Source organism: Luteibacter sahnii, assembly GCF_034063545.1.
Taxonomy (GTDB): domain Bacteria; phylum Pseudomonadota; class Gammaproteobacteria; order Xanthomonadales; family Rhodanobacteraceae; genus Luteibacter; species Luteibacter sahnii.
The window spans coordinates 794,443-811,980 of sequence record NZ_JAQLOK010000001.1 but is presented as its reverse complement, the minus strand read 5'-3'; the positions used below and the strand labels follow the sequence as shown (position 1 = coordinate 811,980).

Annotated in this window: 14 protein-coding genes; 3 read left to right on the top strand and 11 right to left on the bottom strand. The window is 66.9% G+C overall.

Annotated elements, in window-relative coordinates; translation table 11 throughout:
- Nucleotides 1-39: 39 nt before the first annotated feature.
- On the top strand, nt 40-1,407 hold the full coding sequence (gene purB, locus PI246_RS03770; RefSeq protein ID WP_320549947.1) for an adenylosuccinate lyase: 1,368 nt from the start codon (nt 40-42) through the stop codon (nt 1,405-1,407).
- Between the two features lie 876 nt (nt 1,408-2,283).
- Here the strand turns inward: purB and PI246_RS03765 are convergent.
- The 7 genes from PI246_RS03765 to PI246_RS03735 form a co-directional block, all read right to left on the bottom strand.
- Nucleotides 2,284-3,591, bottom strand: a complete 1,308-nt coding sequence (locus PI246_RS03765) for an adenylosuccinate synthase (protein WP_320549946.1) — start codon at nt 3,589-3,591, stop codon at nt 2,284-2,286.
- A 37-nt stretch (nt 3,592-3,628) separates the two neighbouring features.
- On the bottom strand, nt 3,629-4,441 hold the full coding sequence (hflC, locus tag PI246_RS03760) for a protease modulator HflC (RefSeq protein WP_407069777.1): 813 nt from the start codon (nt 4,439-4,441) through the stop codon (nt 3,629-3,631).
- 53 nt (nt 4,442-4,494) lie between these two features.
- Complete coding sequence (hflK, locus tag PI246_RS03755) at nt 4,495-5,622, bottom strand: FtsH protease activity modulator HflK (RefSeq protein ID WP_320549944.1); 1,128 nt, start codon at nt 5,620-5,622, stop codon at nt 4,495-4,497.
- Nucleotides 5,623-5,774: 152 nt separating this feature from the next.
- Nucleotides 5,775-7,085: a ribosome rescue GTPase HflX gene (gene hflX / locus PI246_RS03750; protein WP_320549943.1), complete on the bottom strand. Its 1,311-nt coding sequence runs from the start codon at nt 7,083-7,085 to the stop codon at nt 5,775-5,777.
- Nucleotides 7,086-7,170: 85 nt separating this feature from the next.
- Entirely contained in the window at nt 7,171-7,431 is a 261-nt protein-coding gene (hfq, locus tag PI246_RS03745) for an RNA chaperone Hfq (protein ID WP_320549942.1), read from the bottom strand.
- Between the two features lie 92 nt (nt 7,432-7,523).
- Nucleotides 7,524-8,501, bottom strand: a complete 978-nt coding sequence (miaA, locus tag PI246_RS03740; protein WP_320549941.1) for a tRNA (adenosine(37)-N6)-dimethylallyltransferase MiaA — start codon at nt 8,499-8,501, stop codon at nt 7,524-7,526.
- A 214-nt stretch (nt 8,502-8,715) separates the two neighbouring features.
- Nucleotides 8,716-10,869 carry a S46 family peptidase gene (locus PI246_RS03735; RefSeq protein ID WP_320549940.1) on the bottom strand — a complete coding sequence of 718 codons (2,154 nt, stop codon included), beginning with the start codon at nt 10,867-10,869 and terminating at the stop codon, nt 8,716-8,718.
- A gap of 159 nt (nt 10,870-11,028) precedes the next feature.
- On the opposite strand from PI246_RS03735, the gene tdh reads away from it, so the two are divergent.
- Together tdh and kbl are read left to right on the top strand one after the other, a co-directional pair.
- Nucleotides 11,029-12,063 (top strand): L-threonine 3-dehydrogenase, encoded by a 1,035-nt coding sequence (tdh, locus tag PI246_RS03730; RefSeq protein WP_320550244.1) that lies wholly within the window; start codon nt 11,029-11,031, stop codon nt 12,061-12,063.
- Nucleotides 12,064-12,195: 132 nt separating this feature from the next.
- Entirely contained in the window at nt 12,196-13,395 is a 1,200-nt protein-coding gene (gene kbl / locus PI246_RS03725; RefSeq protein ID WP_320549939.1) for a glycine C-acetyltransferase, read from the top strand.
- 104 nt (nt 13,396-13,499) lie between these two features.
- On the opposite strand, the gene PI246_RS03720 is transcribed toward kbl, so the two are convergent.
- From PI246_RS03720 to PI246_RS03705, 4 genes are all read right to left on the bottom strand, one after another.
- Entirely contained in the window at nt 13,500-14,288 is a 789-nt protein-coding gene (locus PI246_RS03720; protein ID WP_320549938.1) for a pseudouridine synthase, read from the bottom strand.
- 89 nt (nt 14,289-14,377) lie between these two features.
- Entirely contained in the window at nt 14,378-15,034 is a 657-nt protein-coding gene (locus tag PI246_RS03715; RefSeq protein ID WP_320549937.1) for a C40 family peptidase, read from the bottom strand.
- A gap of 311 nt (nt 15,035-15,345) precedes the next feature.
- Nucleotides 15,346-16,050 (bottom strand): YggS family pyridoxal phosphate-dependent enzyme, encoded by a 705-nt coding sequence (locus tag PI246_RS03710; protein WP_320549936.1) that lies wholly within the window; start codon nt 16,048-16,050, stop codon nt 15,346-15,348.
- Nucleotides 16,047-17,492 (bottom strand): M20 family metallopeptidase, encoded by a 1,446-nt coding sequence (locus PI246_RS03705; protein WP_320549935.1) that lies wholly within the window; start codon nt 17,490-17,492, stop codon nt 16,047-16,049. The genes PI246_RS03710 and PI246_RS03705 overlap by 4 nt, the downstream gene beginning before the upstream one ends.
- Nucleotides 17,493-17,538 lie beyond the last annotated feature (46 nt).

Genomic DNA, 17,538 nt, shown 5'->3' with positions numbered 1-17,538 from the left:
TAATGACGGGCTGCCCCGCTCCGTCTTCAGGAACCTCCCATGCCGCACGCCACGCTGACCGCCCTTTCGCCGCTGGACGGCCGCTACGCCGCCAAGGCGAGCCCGCTGCGCCCGATCTTCAGCGAATTCGGCCTCATGCACCGCCGCGTGCACGTGGAGATCCACTGGCTGCTCGCCCTCGCCCGGCACCCTGGCATCGTCGAACTCCCGGCCTTTCCGGCCGATGCGGTGACCCGCCTCGAAACCATCGCCACGGGCTTCTCCGAAGACGACGGCGAGCGCATCAAGGCCATCGAGGCGACCACCAACCACGACGTGAAGGCGGTGGAATATTTCATCAAGGAAAAGATCGGCAACGATCCCGCCCTCGCCCAGGCGAAAGAATTCGTGCACTTCGCCTGCACCAGCGAAGACATCAACAACCTCGCCTATTCGCTGATGTTGCGCGACGCGCGCGAATCGGTGCTGCTGCCGGCGCTCGACCAGGTCATCGCCCGCCTGCGCCAGCTCGCCCACGAGCACGCGGGCCTGTCGCTGCTCTCGCGCACCCACGGCCAGACCGCCTCGCCCAGCACCATGGGCAAGGAAATCGCCAACGTCGTTGCCCGCCTCGAGCGCCAGCGCCGACAGCTCGTGGCGATCGAGATCCCGGGCAAGATCAACGGCGCCGTGGGCAACTACAACGCCCACGTCATCGCCTACCCGGACGTCGACTGGCCGACCCTCGCGTCGGCGTTCGTCGATGGCCTGGGCCTGGTGTTCAACCCATACACCACGCAGATCGAGCCGCACGACGGCATCGCCGAATTCGCCGACGTGCTACGCCGGATCAACATCATCCTCATCGACCTTTCCCGCGACATCTGGGGCTACATTTCGCTGGGCTACTTCCGCCAGGCGCTGAAGGCCGGCGAAGTCGGCTCGTCGACCATGCCGCACAAGGTCAACCCGATCGACTTCGAAAACGCCGAGGGCAACTTCGGTCTTGCCAACGCCCTGCTCGGCCACTTCGCCGAGAAGCTCCCCATCAGCCGTTGGCAGCGCGATCTCACCGACTCCACGGTGCTGCGGGCCCTGGGCACCGCGTTCGGCCACTCGCTCGTGGCGTTCGAGTCGCTGATGAAGGGGCTGGGCAAGCTCAACGTCAATGCCGAGCGCATCGCGGCCGACCTCGACGCGAGCTGGGAAGTCCTGGCCGAGGCCGTCCAGACGGTGATGCGCCGCTTCGGGCTGCCCGAGCCCTACGAGCAGCTGAAGGCCCTGACCCGCGGCCAGGGCATCACGAAGGACTCGATGCGCGCCTTCATCGACGGTCTCGACCTCCCCGCCGAGGCCAAGCGCGCGTTGGCCGAGTTGACGCCGGGGTCGTACATCGGCCTGGCCGACGTGCTGGCCCGCGCCATCTAAGGGCCGTCACGCAGCGCCCGCCACGGGCCCGGACCGGCATGGAGGCCGCAAGGATGCAGGCCTTGCCGTCGGCTCGGACGGTGAGGCCCGAGCCTTCGGTGTCCCCCCTCGCTGCTCGGACAGTCCTCCGCGTTCGACAACGAAGGCCGCTGACGCGGCCCGTGTACCTGCTTGGCCTACGGCCGCCTCCTTGTGCGGAACTCGCCTCGAGGGTGGACACCGAAGGCTCTCCCCGTATCTGAGGCGGCGTGTTGTGAGAGCCCGTACGGCGCACCGCGGCAAACCAGTGAGCTTCACCTCGCCCCGCCCAACCGCGCCGGTTGGCTCGTCGCGACGTCGGATAGCCGTTGTCGGGTTGGCGTTTCACATATCACGCAGCGCTTGCGCAGATCAGTCATCGAGCGCCTACCGCTCTCCTATCACCCGACCTCACCGCTCGGAAGAGACCTTGGTGTCCACCCTCGAGGCGAGTTCCGCACAAGAGAGCGGCCGCAGGCCAATGAAATACATGGGCCACGTCAGCGGCCTTCCCTGTCGAACGCGGAGGACTGCCCGAGCAGCGAGGGTGGACACCAAGGTCTCCCTGCGACACCGCCCAGGTGCAACGCGCTCTGGCGCTACAAGGTCACCGCAGCGCCACGGCTCGCGGGTGGTCCGAAGGACTGCCCTAGCAGCGAGGGTGTACGCCAAGCTCTCCCACGAAACGCCCAGGCGCAACGCGCTCTGGCGCTACGAGGTCACCACAGCGCCACGACTCGCGGGACCGAACCATCCACCGGGCCATAAGGTCGATCGCTGGGAAGGTCCCCGGACTTCCGTGGCGAACCAAAAAAAACGCCAGCCCGAGGGCTGGCGTTTTTTGTTCACGCGGGTGGATCAGCCGCCGTGGTCGCCGCCGAACGGGTCGTCGAGCACGATGGTGTCGTCGCGATCGGCGCCCGTCGCCACGAGCGCCAGCTTGCAGCCGGAGAGTTCTTCCACCGCGCGCAGGTAGGCGCGGGCAGCCGGGGGCAGCTTGTTCCAGTCGCGGATGCCCGCCGTGGATTCGTCCCAACCCGGGAACTCGAGGTACACCGGCTTGCACTCCGCCCAGCCGTCGGCGTCCAGCGGCGCGAGTTCACGGCGCTTGCCGCGGTATTCGTACGCAATGCAGACCTTGATGGTGTCCAGGCCGTCGAGCACGTCGAGCTTGGTGATGGCCAGGCCGTCGATGCCGTTGATCTGCACGGCGCGCTTGAGCGCGACGAGGTCGATCCAGCCGCAGCGGCGCGGACGACCCGTGCTGGCGCCGAACTCGTTGCCCTTCTTGCGCAGGAGCTCACCCATCTCGTCGTTGAGCTCGGTGGGGAACGGACCGCCACCGACGCGCGTCGCGTAGGCCTTGCAGATGCCCAGCACGTAGTCGATGTCGCGCGCGCCCACGCCGGTGCCGGCCAAGGCGCCGCCGACCGTGGTGTTCGACGAGGTGACGTACGGGTAGGTACCGTGGTCGATGTCGAGCAGGGCGCCCTGGGCACCTTCGAACAGGATGTTGCCGCCGTCGCGGCGCACGTCGTGCAGGATCGTGGCGACGTCGTCCACCATGGGCTTGAGGTATTCGCCCCAGGTCAGGGCCTCGTCGAGCACGGTCTGGTAATCGACCGGCTCGGCCTTGAGCCACTCGGTGAGCACGAAGTTGTGGTATTCGACGGCGGCCTTCACCTTCTCCGGCAACTCGTGCGGATACATCAGGTCGGCGACGCGGATGGAACGGCGTGCGACCTTGTCTTCGTAGGCCGGGCCGATGCCGCGGCCGGTGGTGCCGATGGCCTTGGCACCGGACGCCACTTCGCGCGCCTTATCGACGGCGATGTGGTACGGCATGATCAGCGGCGTGGCCGGCGAGATCTTCAGGCGCGCGCGCACGTCGACGTTCTGCGCTTCGAGCTCGGCGATCTCGCTCATCAGCGCGGCCGGCGAAAGCACCACGCCGTTGCCAATCAGGCAGAGCGCATCGTCGCGCAGGATGCCCGAGGGGATCAGGTGCAGGACGGTCTTCTTGCCCTTGATCACCAGCGTGTGCCCGGCGTTGTGGCCGCCCTGGAAGCGTGCCACGGCGCCGACGCGTTCGGTGAGCAGATCGACGATCTTGCCCTTGCCTTCGTCGCCCCATTGCGCGCCGAGGATGACTACTGACTTGCCCATGATGCTGTTGCTCTCTCTAGACGATGTGGAGATGGTTTTAGCGCGGACGACCGGGGCCGTCGTTGAGGTAACGGAGGAATTCGGAATCCGGCTTGAGCACGAACACGCCCTTGCCGTCGCCAAACGCCTTGCGGTAGGCGGCGAGGCTCCGATAGAACGAGAAGAATTCCGGATCCTGGCTGTAGGCCTGGGCGTAGATGGCGGCCGCCTGCGCGTCGCCGTCACCCTTTACCTTGGTGGCGTCGCGATTGGCGTCGGCCAGCAACACCAGCTTCTGCCGGTCGGCATCGGCACGGATCGTCTCGGCGCTCTCCTGGCCCGTGTAGCGCAGTTCGTTCGCCAGTTGCAGGCGCTCGGCGCGCATGCGCTTGTAGACCGATCCGCTGACCTCGTCGGGCAGGTCGATGCGCTTGATCCGCACGTCGACCACCGCGATGCCGAGCGTCTTGCGGGCCACGGCGTCGGTCTGCTGGCGCACGCGCTCGGTGATGTCCTTGCGGCCGCCAGCGATCAGGTCTTCGAGCGGCCGGGCGTTGAACTCGAAGCGCAGGGCGTCCTTCACGATGGGGGTGAGGCGCTGGATGGCCTGGGTTTCTTCGCCGGACGTGGCGCGGTAATACGCGGCGTTGTCGGCGATGCGCCACTTCACGTAGAAATCGACGTTGACGCTCTTCTTCTCGAGCGTGAAATACCGCTCCGGTTGCGCGTCCAGACCAAGGATGCGGTTGTCGAAACGCATCACCTGCTGCACCACCGGCAGCTTGAAGTGCAGGCCGGGCTGGTAATCGGCGCGTACGATGCGGCCAAACTGCAGCAGCAGCGCATTCTCGCCCTCCTTCACCACGAACATGCTGTTGAAGGCGAGCAGCACGACGGCGACGACGATGAGGCCGGAAAAGATCTTCACTGGGCGTTCCCCTGCGTGGCCGGCTCGGTGGTGGCGGACTGCACGACGGTGCCCACGCCGGGCACGTTACGTACGCTCGCGTTGGGGCCGCTATCCACGGGCAGCTGGATGATGTTCTTGCCGCCGCTGCCGTCGATGATCTTCGGATTGCCGGCCATGACGTCTTCGACGGTTTCGAGCCAGAGGCGACGGCGGGTGACGTCCGGCGCCGCGCGGTATTCCTTGAGGAGCAGGTTGAAGCGCTCGGCATCGCCGTTGGCGCGCGCGATACGCTCCACGCGATAGGCGTCGGCCTCGGCGGCGATACGGGCGGCTTCGCCACGGGCCACGGGGACCACCTGGCTCTCGTAGGCGCGGGCCTTGTTCTCTTCGCTCTGCTTGTCTTCGCGCGCGGCGTTGACGTCGTCGAAGGCGTCCTTGACCTCCTTGGGCGGCGCGACGTTCTGGAAGCTCACGCCGGTCACCGTGACGCCCGCGTCGTACTTGTCGAGCGTCGCCTGGAGGATGTCGCGCGTCTGCTGTTGCAGGGTTTCCTTCGCCTGCGGGGCGACGCCGGCGACCGGTGCCTGGTCGGGCGCGGGGGTGTCGGTGCCCGGGGTGGTGAGAATGTTGTCCATCACGTTGGCGCCCACCACCGAGCGCACGGCGGCCTCGGCGGCGTTCGGTATGGTGCCGTTCTCGACGTCGGCGTTGGCGTAGAGGAACTTCCGTGCGTCGGAGACCTGGTACTGCACATTGAAGTCGATCGCGATGATGTTCTCGTCCCGGGTGAGCATCGAGACGTTGTCGGAGATTGAGCGGACCTGCGTCGTCTCGACCTTGGTCACGGTCTCGATCGGGCTTGGCGCCTTGAGGTGGAAGCCGGGCGGCAGGATGCGCGAGAACTGGCCGAAGCGCAGTACCACGCCGACCTGGCGGGCGTCGATCACCGTGTAGCTCGACACGAGCAACCACGCCACGACGAAGACGCCGACGACGGCCAGCGCGCCGCCGCTACCGGCGCCGAAGCGACCGAACCGCGCCTTGAGGTTCTTCAGCGCGCCGTCGAGGTCGGGCTTGCGCCCGCCTGGCCGGTTGCGGTTCCAGGGATCCTTCTGGCCGTTACCGGGTTCGTTCCAAGCCATGGGCGACAGTCTCCTTCGGGGACCGGAGGGGTGGGCGGCTGGCAAGCCATGAAGTGGACCCGGCACGGGGTGGCGAACGCCCGGTCAAACGACCCGGCGTCGCGCCGGATCGGCACGCAAACGCCGTGAATTCTACCAGACCGGTCCGGCGATCAGAAATCGGCCGGCGCCGGTTCGATCAGGTCGCGCAACGGACCGGCGTGGACGTCGTCACCCAGCAGCGGCGCCAGTACGGCGCGCGGGGCGTCGATGCCAAGGCGCCAGCCATGTTCGTCGATGGCCTCGCTGGCGATGGCGCCGGCCGCCTTCAGACGGGCATGCAGACGCCCCGCCGTGAGAGGAAGCTCAATGTCCGCCCGGATGCGCTCGCCGCCGAGGAGTTCACCCAGAGCATCGCGCAAGCCGTCCAGGCCCTGGCCCGCCTGGGCGGACAACCAGACCCGCACGGGCTTGCCGTCGTCGCCACGGTCGACTCTCGGCGCGAGGTCGTCGATGAGGTCGATCTTGTTCATGACCGAGAGCTGCGGAACGTCGCCCGCGCCGATCTCCTCAAGCACCTCGTCGACGACACGGCGCAGCAGCTCGCGCTCCTCGTCGGCGGCGTCACTGACATGGATGAGCAGGTCGGCGTCGCGCGCTTCGGCCAGCGTGGCGCGGAACGCGGCAACCAGGTCGTGGGGCAGCTCGCGGATGAACCCGACGGTGTCGGCGATCACGGCCGGACCGCACGACAGGCCGTCGACCTTGCGCACCGTGGGGTCGAGCGTGGCGAACAACTGGTCGGCCGCATAGACGCCGCCGGTGGTCAGGGCGTTGAACAGGGTGGACTTGCCGGCGTTGGTATAGCCGACGAGGGCTACCCGCGGCACGGTGTTGCGCAGGCGGGCCCGGCGCTGCTGGTCGCGCTGCACCTGAACCTTTTCGAGCCGGCGCGTGAGCATCTTCACGCGCTCGGCGAGCAAGCGGCGGTCGGTTTCGAGCTGGGTTTCGCCGGGGCCGCGGTTGCCGATGGCGCCGCCACGCTGGGCGTCCAGGTGCGTCCAGCCACGGACCAGGCGCGTCGCCACGTGCTTGAGCTGGGCGAGTTCCACTTCGAGCTTGCCTTCGTGGGAGCGGGCGCGCTGGGCGAAGATGTCGAGAATCAGGCCGGCGCGGTCGACCACGCGGGTCTTCAGGTGCTTTTCGAGGTTGCGCTCCTGCACCGGGCTGAGCTCGTGGTCGACGAGCACGAGGTCGGCCTCGAGGGCGCGCACGGCCTCGGCGACCTCGTCAGCCTTGCCGCTGCCGATGTAAAAACGGGGATTGGGGTTTTCCACGCGTGCGGGGATGCTCGCGAGGATCTCGGCACCCGCCGAGCTCACCAGTTCGGCGAATTCCTCGCCGCGGCGAATGGCGTCGCCTTCGCCGCGCGAATGCGGCAGCACCAGCACGGCGCGATCGCCTTTCTTTTGTCTATCGAACACTTAGGGAATTGACCTCATGAGGGGTGGGACGCGCCTGCGACATGCTCGCGCCCACCCCTTCACATGGGTGCCGGCCCGGAGCCCATCAACCCTCGGCATCGCCCGACGGCGCGTCGCCGTGGTTCTCGTGGCCCCCAACGCGGACGTTGCGGCTCGGCACCACGGTGGAGATGGCGTGCTTGTACACCATCTGGCTGACCTGGTTGCGCAGCAACACCACGAACTGGTCGAACGACTCGATGGTGCCCTGCAGCTTGATGCCGTTCACCAGGTAGATGGCGACCGGCACGCGCTCGCGACGCAACGCATTCAGAAACGGATCCTGCAACGACTGCCCTTTGGACATTCTTCTTCTCTCCCCTACGCCTATCGTGCGGGTCCCGGGTAAAAAAACGCCTTTCGGCGCCCCGGCCCAAGTGTCTTGAATCTTAACTGCATTTAAATCCGGTCTGGAAGCGCCTGACGTGACGTCGTCGGCATCCGGAGGAAGAGCTCCAGCGCCGTCGCCGCCATCGGCAGTGGATCGCCCCGGTCGGGGTCGAACGTCCGCGCGTCGTACTCGCTTCGCAACCAGGTGACCTGGCGCTTGGCGAGTTGCCGGGTGGCATAGATACCACGATCGCGGAAGTCCGCGGCGCTCCCCTCACCGTCGAGGAACGCCCAGGCCTGACGGTAGCCTACGGCGCGGATCGCGGGAAGGTCTGGGTGCAGGTCGCCGCGGGCCCGCAGGCGCCGCACCTCGTCGAGCAGGCCGTCGGTGACCATCTGCTCGAAACGCATGGCGATACGGGCGTGCAGCGTCGCCCGATCGGCGGGTAACAGTGCCAGCTTGAGCACCCGCCACGGAAACGGCTCGCGCGGCTGGCTCTGCAACTCGCTGATGGGCCGCCCGGTGAGTTCCATGACCTCGAGCGCGCGCTGGATGCGCTGCGCGTCGCCGGGCCGGATGCGCTCGCCGGCCTGCGGGTCAGCCGCGGCCATGCGCGCGTGAAGCGCCGTCCAGCCCACCCGGGCCGCCTCGGCGGCCAGACGCTCGCGCACGGCCGGATCGGCTTCGGGCAAGGCGGAAAGACCGCGCTGGAGCGCCCGGAAATACAGCCCGGTGCCACCGACCAGCAGCGGCACGCGCCCCGCCCGGGTGACTCGCTGCATCGCCTCGCGGGCATCGGTCGCGAAATCGGCGGCCGAATACGGTTGGGACGGATCGCGTATGTCGATCAGCGCATGGGGATAGCGTTCGAGCGTGGCCGCGTCGGGCTTGGCCGAGCCGATATCGAGGCCCCGGTAGACCAGGGCGGAGTCGACGCTGACCAGGCCCACGGGAAAACGGTCTGCCAGCGCGCAGGCAAGCGCCGTCTTGCCCGAGGCGGTCGGGCCCATCAAGAAGATGGCGAGGGGGCGGGAGTCTTCGGACATCGACCAACGGAATGAAAACGCGGGCGCAAGGGTAACCCAGCCAGCGGTCGTCGGTGTCGCGACCGTCCCGCGACACCGGCGCGGGACGGTGCCACGGGACGTGTGGTCAATGCTTAACCACGGCAACCCAAGTACCCGTCACCGTTGGAGGCGTCGGACTTGTCCACAGGCTTGTGCAGGGCGTATCCACATGCCGTGTGGATAACCCGGCGGCTCAACGCGGCGCCACGCCCAACTCCGTCAACAGCGAGGGCGACGGGTACACCTTGTCCATCAGCCAGCGCATGTAGCGCATGTCGACGTGGATGGCGCGCTTGTAACGGGGGTCGTACATCCAGCTGGCGCTGACGGCCTCCCAGTTGCTGTCGAAGTTGAGCCCGACGAGTTCGCCCTTGGCGTTAAGCACGGGCGACCCCGAGTTGCCGCCCGTCGTATCGAGGTTGCTCAGGAAATCGACCGGCATCTCACCCGTGGATGGATCGGCGTAGCCTGCGAAGTCACCCTTGCGGATGGCGTCGAGCAGGGGTTTGGGCGCATCGAACGGGATCGTGCCGGTGTTCTTCTCGACGATGCCCTTGACCGTGGTCACCGGCGCGTAGGCCACCGCATCGCGGGCGACCAGCGGGGTGACCTTGCCGTAGCTGACCCGCAAGGTGGAATTGGCGTCGGGGTAGACCGCCCTGCCCTGTTTTTCGCGATAGGCGATCAACGCCTGGATATACGCGGGACGCAGGCGCAGCAGGTCACCCTCGCGCACCTTGCGCTCTTCTTCCATGCGCAGCAGGGCCGGCCGCAGGGTGCGCGCGGCGACGAGCAGGGCGTCGTCGCTCTTGCCGACCTCAGCGGGTGTGGCGTCGAAGAACCGCAGGCGCGCGGCTTCGTCGCCGAACGCCGTGACCGCGTAGATCCGGTCCAGCGACTTGGCCAGTTCGGCGGGCGTGAGACCGAACACCGCGTCCACTTCCGGCAGGTGCTGAGCCTTGGGGAGTTTCTGGTAGCGCAGCAGCAGCGAGGTGACCAGCGCTTTTTCGACCTTCGGATCGTAACGGCGCTGGACCTGCTTCAACTGGCTGCGGATCAGCTCCTCGTCGCGCTGCTGGTAGCCCGATTCGCGTTCGGCGTCGGGTTTTGCCCGTTCAACCGCCAGACGATCCAGGGCAAGCGCGCCACGCATCAGTTGCGTCTGCGATGCGAGCAGGCCGAGCAACAGGTCGCGGTCACGCGTATCGCGGCCCTGTGCAATCAGTGCCTTGACCGCGTCGATGTCGGGGGTGAGCGTCTTCGCCTCGGGTCGCGTCGCCAGCCAGGCGAGCATGGCGACCTCGTCCTCTCGGCGCACGGCGACGGCATCACTGCGTTGCAGGCCTTGGAGTTCGCCGCTGAAGCGCTTGATCCCGTTCTTCAGCGACTGCAACTGCGAGGCATAGCGAATGCCCGCATCCTTGTCGGCCTTGCCCTGGGTTTCGATGACGTTCTGCAGGTCGGTCAGCACGGCCACCGAGGTCGGCAGGCGCCATTGGATCTGGTCGGCGAATTCGGCCGCCGTGCGGTGGCGGTAGGTGATACCCGGATAGCCGGCCAGCATCACGAAGTCGCCTTCGGCCACGCCCTCGCTCGCCAGCTTCAGGTGCGACGGCGGACGATAGGGCGTGTTCTGTGGCGAGTAATCGGCCGGCTTGCCGTCGGGGCCGACGTAGGCGCGCAGGATGGTGAAGTCGCCCGCGTGGCGGGGCCAGACGAAATTGTCGACCTCGTCGCCGTAGTTGCCGATGGCGCGCGGCGGCGCGTAGACCAGGCGCACGTCGCGCAGTTCGAGCTGCTTCACCAGGAAGAAATCGCGCCCGTAGAACATGTTCGCCACGCTGCATCGGATGCCGGGCTCTTTCTCGCATTCGGCGACCAGCGCCTTGCTGGCGGCTTCGACGGCGTCGTAATACGCCTTGCCCGTCTTGCCCCTGGCGCCAGCAAGGATGCGTTCGGTCACCTTGTCGAAGCCGACGGTGACGCGCAGGCGGTAATCCGGGTTGGCCGGCAACTCGGCGGCGCGATCGGCGGCGACGTAGCCGTCGGTGATCAGGTCGCGGTCGGGACGGGAGTTGTACTGGATGACGCCAAAGGCCACGTGATGGTTGGTCACCACGAGGCCGTCGGCCGAGACGAACGAGCCGGTGCCACCGCCGACCCGCACCACGGCGTTCAAAGGCGCGCGGGTCAGGTCGGCGAGGTCGCCGGCCTTGCCGCGGAACCCCGCCGCCTTCAGATTCTTCTCAATGTCGGGCAACTGCGAGGGCAGCCACATGCCTTCGTCGGCCCGGGCTTCCAGCGCCAGCGCCATGGCGGCACTGAGCATCATCGTGCGGATTCGCATCGTCTTGGGTATCCCTTTCGCATCGTAAAACCTTGCGGACCATAGAGGGCGGCCCCGCCGCTGGCAATGGCGCATCGCACAAGAGCGGCGGGGCATGGGCGCCTATAATGGCGGTTTGGTCCGCTCCGCGGCCCCCTCCCCATGGAATCCCGAACCGCCATGCAGCAGACGATGAAGGCGCTGGTCAAGCGCAAGCCCGAACAGGGCATCTGGATGGAAGACGTCCCCGTCCCGACCGTCGGCCCCAACGAGGTGCTGATCAAGATCGAGAAGACCGCCATCTGCGGTACCGACCTGCATATCTACAAATGGGATGAATGGTCGCAGCGCACGATCAAGCCCGGCCTGGTCATCGGCCACGAGTTCGTCGGCCGCATCGCCGAGATCGGCCCCGGCGTGACCGGCTACAAAGTCGGCGACCGCGTGTCGGCCGAAGGTCACATCGTCTGCGGCCACTGCCGCAATTGCCGCGCCGGCCGTCAGCACCTGTGCCCCAACACCTTCGGCATCGGCGTGAACCGCGACGGCGCCTTCGCCGAATACATGGCCATGCCGGCTTCCAACCTGTGGCCGATTCCGGACCCGGTACCGTCCGAACTGGCCGCGTTCTTCGACCCCTACGGCAACGCCGCACACTGCGCCCTGGAATTCGACCTCATCGGCGAAGACGTGCTCATCACTGGCGCCGGTCCGATCGGCATCATCGCCGCCGGCATCGCCAAGCACGTGGGCGCTCGCAACGTGGTGGTGACCGACGTCAACGACTACCGCCTGAAGCTGGCCGCCGACATGGGCGCCACCCGCGTGGTGAACGTCGCCAACCAGTCGCTGAAAGACGTGGTGAAAGACCTCCACATCGAGGGCTTCGACGTGGGCCTGGAAATGAGCGGCAACCCGCGCGCCTTCGCCGACATGCTCGAGTGCATGTACCACGGCGGCAAGATCGCCATGCTCGGCATCATGCCGCGCGGCGCGGGCATCGACTGGGACAAGGTCATCTTCAAGGGCCTTACCCTGCAGGGCATCTACGGCCGCAAGATGTACGAGACCTGGTACAAGATGACCCAGATGGTGCTCACCGGCTTCCCGCTGCAGAAGGTGCTCACGCACCAGATCGCCATCGACGATTTCCAGAAGGGCTTCGACCTGATGGACGCCGGTCAGTGCGGCAAGGTGGTCTGCTCCTGGACGTGATCGTGTGAGTCGCGGCCTTCGGCGGCCGTGAACCGTGAACCGAGAGCCATGCGGTTCACGGTTCACGCCACCCCAGCCGGCCAACCCGCACGCGTTAGAATGGGCGTTCGTCCCTCTTCCGGAACCCGCCCCATGTCCTATCCCGCCCAGGAGCGCCTTGCGGCCGAACTCGAATCGATCCGCGAGCAAGGCCTGTTCAAGAGCGAGCGCGTCATCGTGTCGCCGCAGTCCGCCGAGATCGCGCTGGATGGCGGCCGCAAGGTGCTCAACTTCTGCGCCAACAACTACCTGGGGCTGGCCGACCATCCGGACGTGATCGCCGCCGCCAAGGCCGCTCTCGACACGCACGGCTTCGGCATGGCGAGCGTGCGTTTCATCTGCGGCACGCAGGATCTCCACAAGGAACTCGAGGCGAAGATCGCCGCGTTCTTCGGCACGGAGGACACCATCCTTTATGCCGCGTGCTTCGACGCCAACGGCGGCCTGTTCGAGCCGCTGCTCGGCGAGGAAGACGCCGTGATCTCCGATGCGCTGAACCATGCGTCGATCATCGACGGTATCCGCCTGTGCAAGGCCAAACGCTTCCGCTACGGCAACTGCGACATGGCCGACCTCGAAGCCCAGCTCCAGGCCGCCGACGCCGCGGGCGCCCGGACCAAGCTCATCACGACCGACGGTGCCTTCTCGATGGACGGCTTCATCGCGCCGCTCGACGAGATCACCGCACTGGCGAAGACATACAACGCCCTCGTGCACATCGACGAATGCCACTGCACCGGCTTCCTCGGCGATACCGGTCGCGGCTCGGCCGAAGTGCACGGGGTGATGGACCGCATCGATATCTTTACCGGCACCCTGGGCAAGGCCCTGGGCGGCGCGCTGGGTGGTTTTACGACGGGCCGCCGGGAGGTCATCGAGATGCTGCGCCAGCGTTCGCGGCCTTACCTGTTTTCCAACTCCCTCCCCCCGCACGTGGTGGCCGCCGGCATCAAGGTGTTCGACATGCTGGCGTCGGCAGGCGAGATGCGTGAGCGCGTAAAAGAAAACACCCGTTATTTCCGCGAAAAGATGACCGCAGCCGGGTTCGACATCCGCCCGGGGCAGCACCCGATCGTGCCGGTGATGATCTACGACGCCAAGCAGGCGCAGGCGATGGCCACCGAACTGCTCGACGAAGGCATCTACGTCACCGGATTCTTCTTTCCCGTGGTGCCCCAGGGCAAGGCCCGCATCCGCACGCAGATGAGCGCCGCGCACACCCGCGAGCATCTGGACAAGGCCATCGCGGCGTTCACCAAGGTCGGGCGCAAGCTGGGCGTGTTGAAAGGGTAATCGACGGTTCGCGCGCGAGGGGTGGGAGCCGACGGCATCGCCGATCCGGCGCCAGCCGGCCTGGGGCGAATGACGTGATGACCTCGCACGATCACGTCATGGCCTCATTCGCCCCTACCGCGCCTGAGGGTTCGCGGAGACGATCCGCTCCCACCGCGGCGCCGGAGTGCCGCCACCTCGTCCGCGGTGAGATGCCGCCACTGTCCCTTGCCCAACGTTCCCAGCGACAGATCACCGATCGCCACCCGCACCAGCCGCAGCACGTCGAAGCCCAGAGCCTGCATCAACCGGCGAATGTGCCGGTTGCGCCCTTCATCGAGCGTCACCGCCAGCCACGCCGTCTTGTCGCCACGACGCAGCACCGACGCGGCGCCCGCCCTCAACGGCTCGCCCTGGTCGACGACGCCGGTGAGCATCGCCGCCACCGTGCCATCGTCAGGGTGTCCGGCCACCTGCACGTGATAGGTCTTCGGCACGTGCGTCGAGGGCTCGGTGATTCCCGCCGCCCACACCGTATCGTTGGATATGAGCAGCAGCCCCTCGCTGGCTTTGTCCAGGCGCCCCACGGCGCCGAGCCAGGGCAAGCCGGCGCCCTCGAGCAGGCCGTAGACCGTGTCGCGCCCGCGCTCGTCGGACGCCGTCACCAAGAGGCCGCGCGGCTTGTTGAGCGCGACGTAGACCGATGTGGCCGCCTCGGCACCGGCCCCGTCCAGTTCGACGCGCTCGTGCCCGGCGACCGGAAACTCCGGATCGCGGACGAGTCGGCCATCCACGCGCACCCGGCCTTCACGCACCGCTTTCTCGCCCTGGCTGCGCGAGCAGAGGCCGCGCTTGGACAGGACACGGGCGAGGCCGTAGCGGGGTGTCGACGATCGAGGGGCACGCGGAGGCATCGCACAAGCATAAGCGAAACCCACCGACACCAAAAAAAAACGGCATGCCGAAGCACGCCGTTTCGGAAATATACGTTGAAGGGTGCCCGTCAGATGTTGCCGATACCTTCGGGACGCTTGGCGCCCACGAAATGCTTGGACCAGTAGGCCTCGTTGAGGCTATCGACGCGGACCGTCTTGCCGGCCGACGGCGAATGGATGAACTGACCGTTGTCGATGTAGATGCCCACGTGGGAGATGGCCTTGCCCCGGGTGCGGAAGAACACCAGGTCGCCGGTCTTCATGTCGCCGCGCTTGACCTTGAGGCCGGCGAGGAACTGGCTGGCCGAATTGGTCGGGAGGTCGAGGCCGATGCTGTGGAGGAAGACGTAGCGGACGAAGCCGCTGCAGTCGAAGCCCGTGGACGGCGCGCGACCGCCGCGGTGGTACCGGATGTCACGAAGCTTCATCGCGAACGCGAGAAGGGCCTCGCGAGCGTGGCCGTCGACGTGACCGGCCAGCTTGGCGGTGGCCGCGGCGACGAGGCTATCGTCGTCATCGTCACCCTGGGCATCGTTGTCGGCCGTGGCCGTGTCGGCTACCGCCGGCGCCTGCGGCGCGATCAGGGCGGAGACGTCGGGAATCGTGGACTGGGCCAGGGCGTTCGCGGGAGTGAACACCGGGAGGTCGGTCAGCAGGATCGAGGCGGACTGATCCAGACCCTTAGGCGCGGTGACCGTATCAGCGATGGCAGGCGTCACAGCCATGAAACAGCAGGTGGCTAGCGCGAGAGCGGTCAGTCGCTTTAAGTGCATGAGCGATAAGGCCTATTCGTCGAAAAGTTAATCCACCGAAACGGCGGGACCCCGTGAATGAGGGGTGAAGTTATCAAACCGAAACGTCCATGTTGTTTTCATAAAGTTAAAAACGGCCCGTCCTAGGAAATATTCAGAGCGTTTCCCAACTTCTTGCGATCACAAATGTGAAAAATGAACGCAATGAAGGGCTTGGCTCAAACGAGCGAAACCCTACCCGTTATCGGCAGGCGGGCGGAGCGCTTGACGTTGGGGCGCAACCTTCAGGGCGTGTATCGACGTTGGCCGAAAAGGGCGCTGCCGATTCGGATCTCGTCGCTACCCTCGGCAATGGCAAGCGCGAAGTCACCACTCATCCCCATCGACAGCCGATCGACGGCATAACCGGCGTGCCTGGCCCTGTCTCGCCATTGATACAGGTCACGGAAACACCGGCGCACCACGGCCTCGTCGTCCGACGCTTCGGCCAGGGTCATGAGCCCGCGGACGTTCAACGACGGAAACGACCTGAGCTCGTGGAGGAAATCCAGCAGCGACGCCGGGTCGAGGCCCGACTTGCTCGGCTCGGTGGATGTCTTCAGCTGCACCAGCACGTCAAGCGCGCGTCCCTGCGCCTGCAAGGCCTTGTCGAGGGCCACGGCGAGGTCGATGCGATCCAGCGACTGCACCTCGGATGCGTACCGGGCCACCGCCTTGGCCTTGTTGGTCTGCAGGTGCCCGATCACGACCCAGTCCAGGTGCTCGGCCGCCAGTGCGGACGCCTTGGCCTGGATCTCCTGCACCTTGTTCTCGCCGAACCGCCGCTCGCCCGCGGCCACCGCCTCGAGCACGGCATCGGTGCCGAAGGTCTTGCTCACCGGCAGCAGGCGGACCGCCGCCGGGTCGCGGCCCGCGGCGTGACAGGCGTCTGCGATCCGCGCCCGCACGGCCGCGAGGCGGCCGGCGAACGTGGCGTCGTCGCCGGTCATGCCTTGGCCGCTTCCTGGAAGTGGCGCGCGACGACGCTGGCCACGACCATGCTCACGCGCTTGCCGGTGGGAATGTGCAGGAATTCGTTGGGGCCGTGCGCGTTGGAGTGCGGACCGAGCACGCCGGTGATGAGGAACTGTGCGTTCGGAAACTTCTCGCCCAGCATGCCCATGAAGGGGATGCTGCCGCCCTCGCCCATGTAGGCGGCGGGCTGGCCGAAGTAATCCCTCGACGCCTGGGCAACGGTATCTTCCAGCCACGGGGAGAGCGTCGGCGCGTTCCAGCCGCTGCCGTCCTTCTCAAGGTCGAAGCTCACCTTCGCACCGTACGGCGGGTCCTTCTCGAGCAGTTGCTTGAGGAACCGGCCCGCCTCGGCGCCGGAGAGGGTCGGCGGTACGCGCAGGCTGAGTTTCACCGACGTCTTCGGCCGCAGCACGTTGCCCGCGCTCTCCAGCGGGGGCATGCCGCCCACACCGGTCACCGCCAGCTGTGGACGCCACGTGCGATTGAGCACGAGTTCGGTGAGGTCGTCCGTCACCGGATTCATGCCCTCGACGAAGGGGAACTTGTCGTACACCGCCGTGCCCAGCACCTCGGCAGAACGACGCGCCTGGTCGACGCGCTGGGGCGGGATATCCACATACAGCTCGCGCGGAAGGATGCGGCCGGTGGCCGGATCCTCCAGGCGGCCGAGGATGTCGCGCAGGATGCGGAAGCTGGAGGGCACCACGCCCGAGGCGTCGCCCGAATGAACGCCCTCCTCCAGCACCTGCACGGTGAGGTTGCCGCCGGTCATGCCGCGCAGCGAGGTGGTGAGCCAGAGCTGGTCGTAGTTACCACAGCCCGAATCGAGGCAGACCACCAGGGCGGGCTGGCCGAGGCGATCGGCGAGATGGTCGACGTAGTACGGCAGGTCGTAGCTGCCCGATTCCTCGCAGGCCTCGATCAGGATCACGCAACGCGCGTGGGGCACGCCCTGGTCGCGCAACGCGAGCAACGCCGCGAGCGAGCCGAAGATGGCATAGCCGTCGTCCGCGCCACCTCGCCCGTAGAGCTTGTCGCCCTTGATCACCGGCGTCCACGGACCGAGGTCGTCGGCCCAACCCGTCATCTCCGGCTGCTTGTCGAGGTGGCCATAGAGCACCACGGTCTGGTCGGTGCCCCTGCCGCCGTCCATGCCCTGCGCGGGCACGTCGATGTAGATCAGCGGGGTGCGCCCATCGAGGCGGATGACTTCCAGGGTGGCACCCTCGAACGCGGGCAGCTTGCCGCGCGCCCAGTCCTCCATCAGCGCCACCGCCTGGTCCATGTAGCCGTGCTCCCGCCATTGGGCATCGAACATGGGCGACTTGTTCGGGATGCGGATGTACTCGACCAGTTGCGGGACGATTTCCGCGTCCCAGAGGTCGCTGACGAAGGAAGAAATGCGGGAGGTATCCATGGCCAGACCACTCGTGGGGCAAAGAGCCATTGTAGCAGCGCCGACG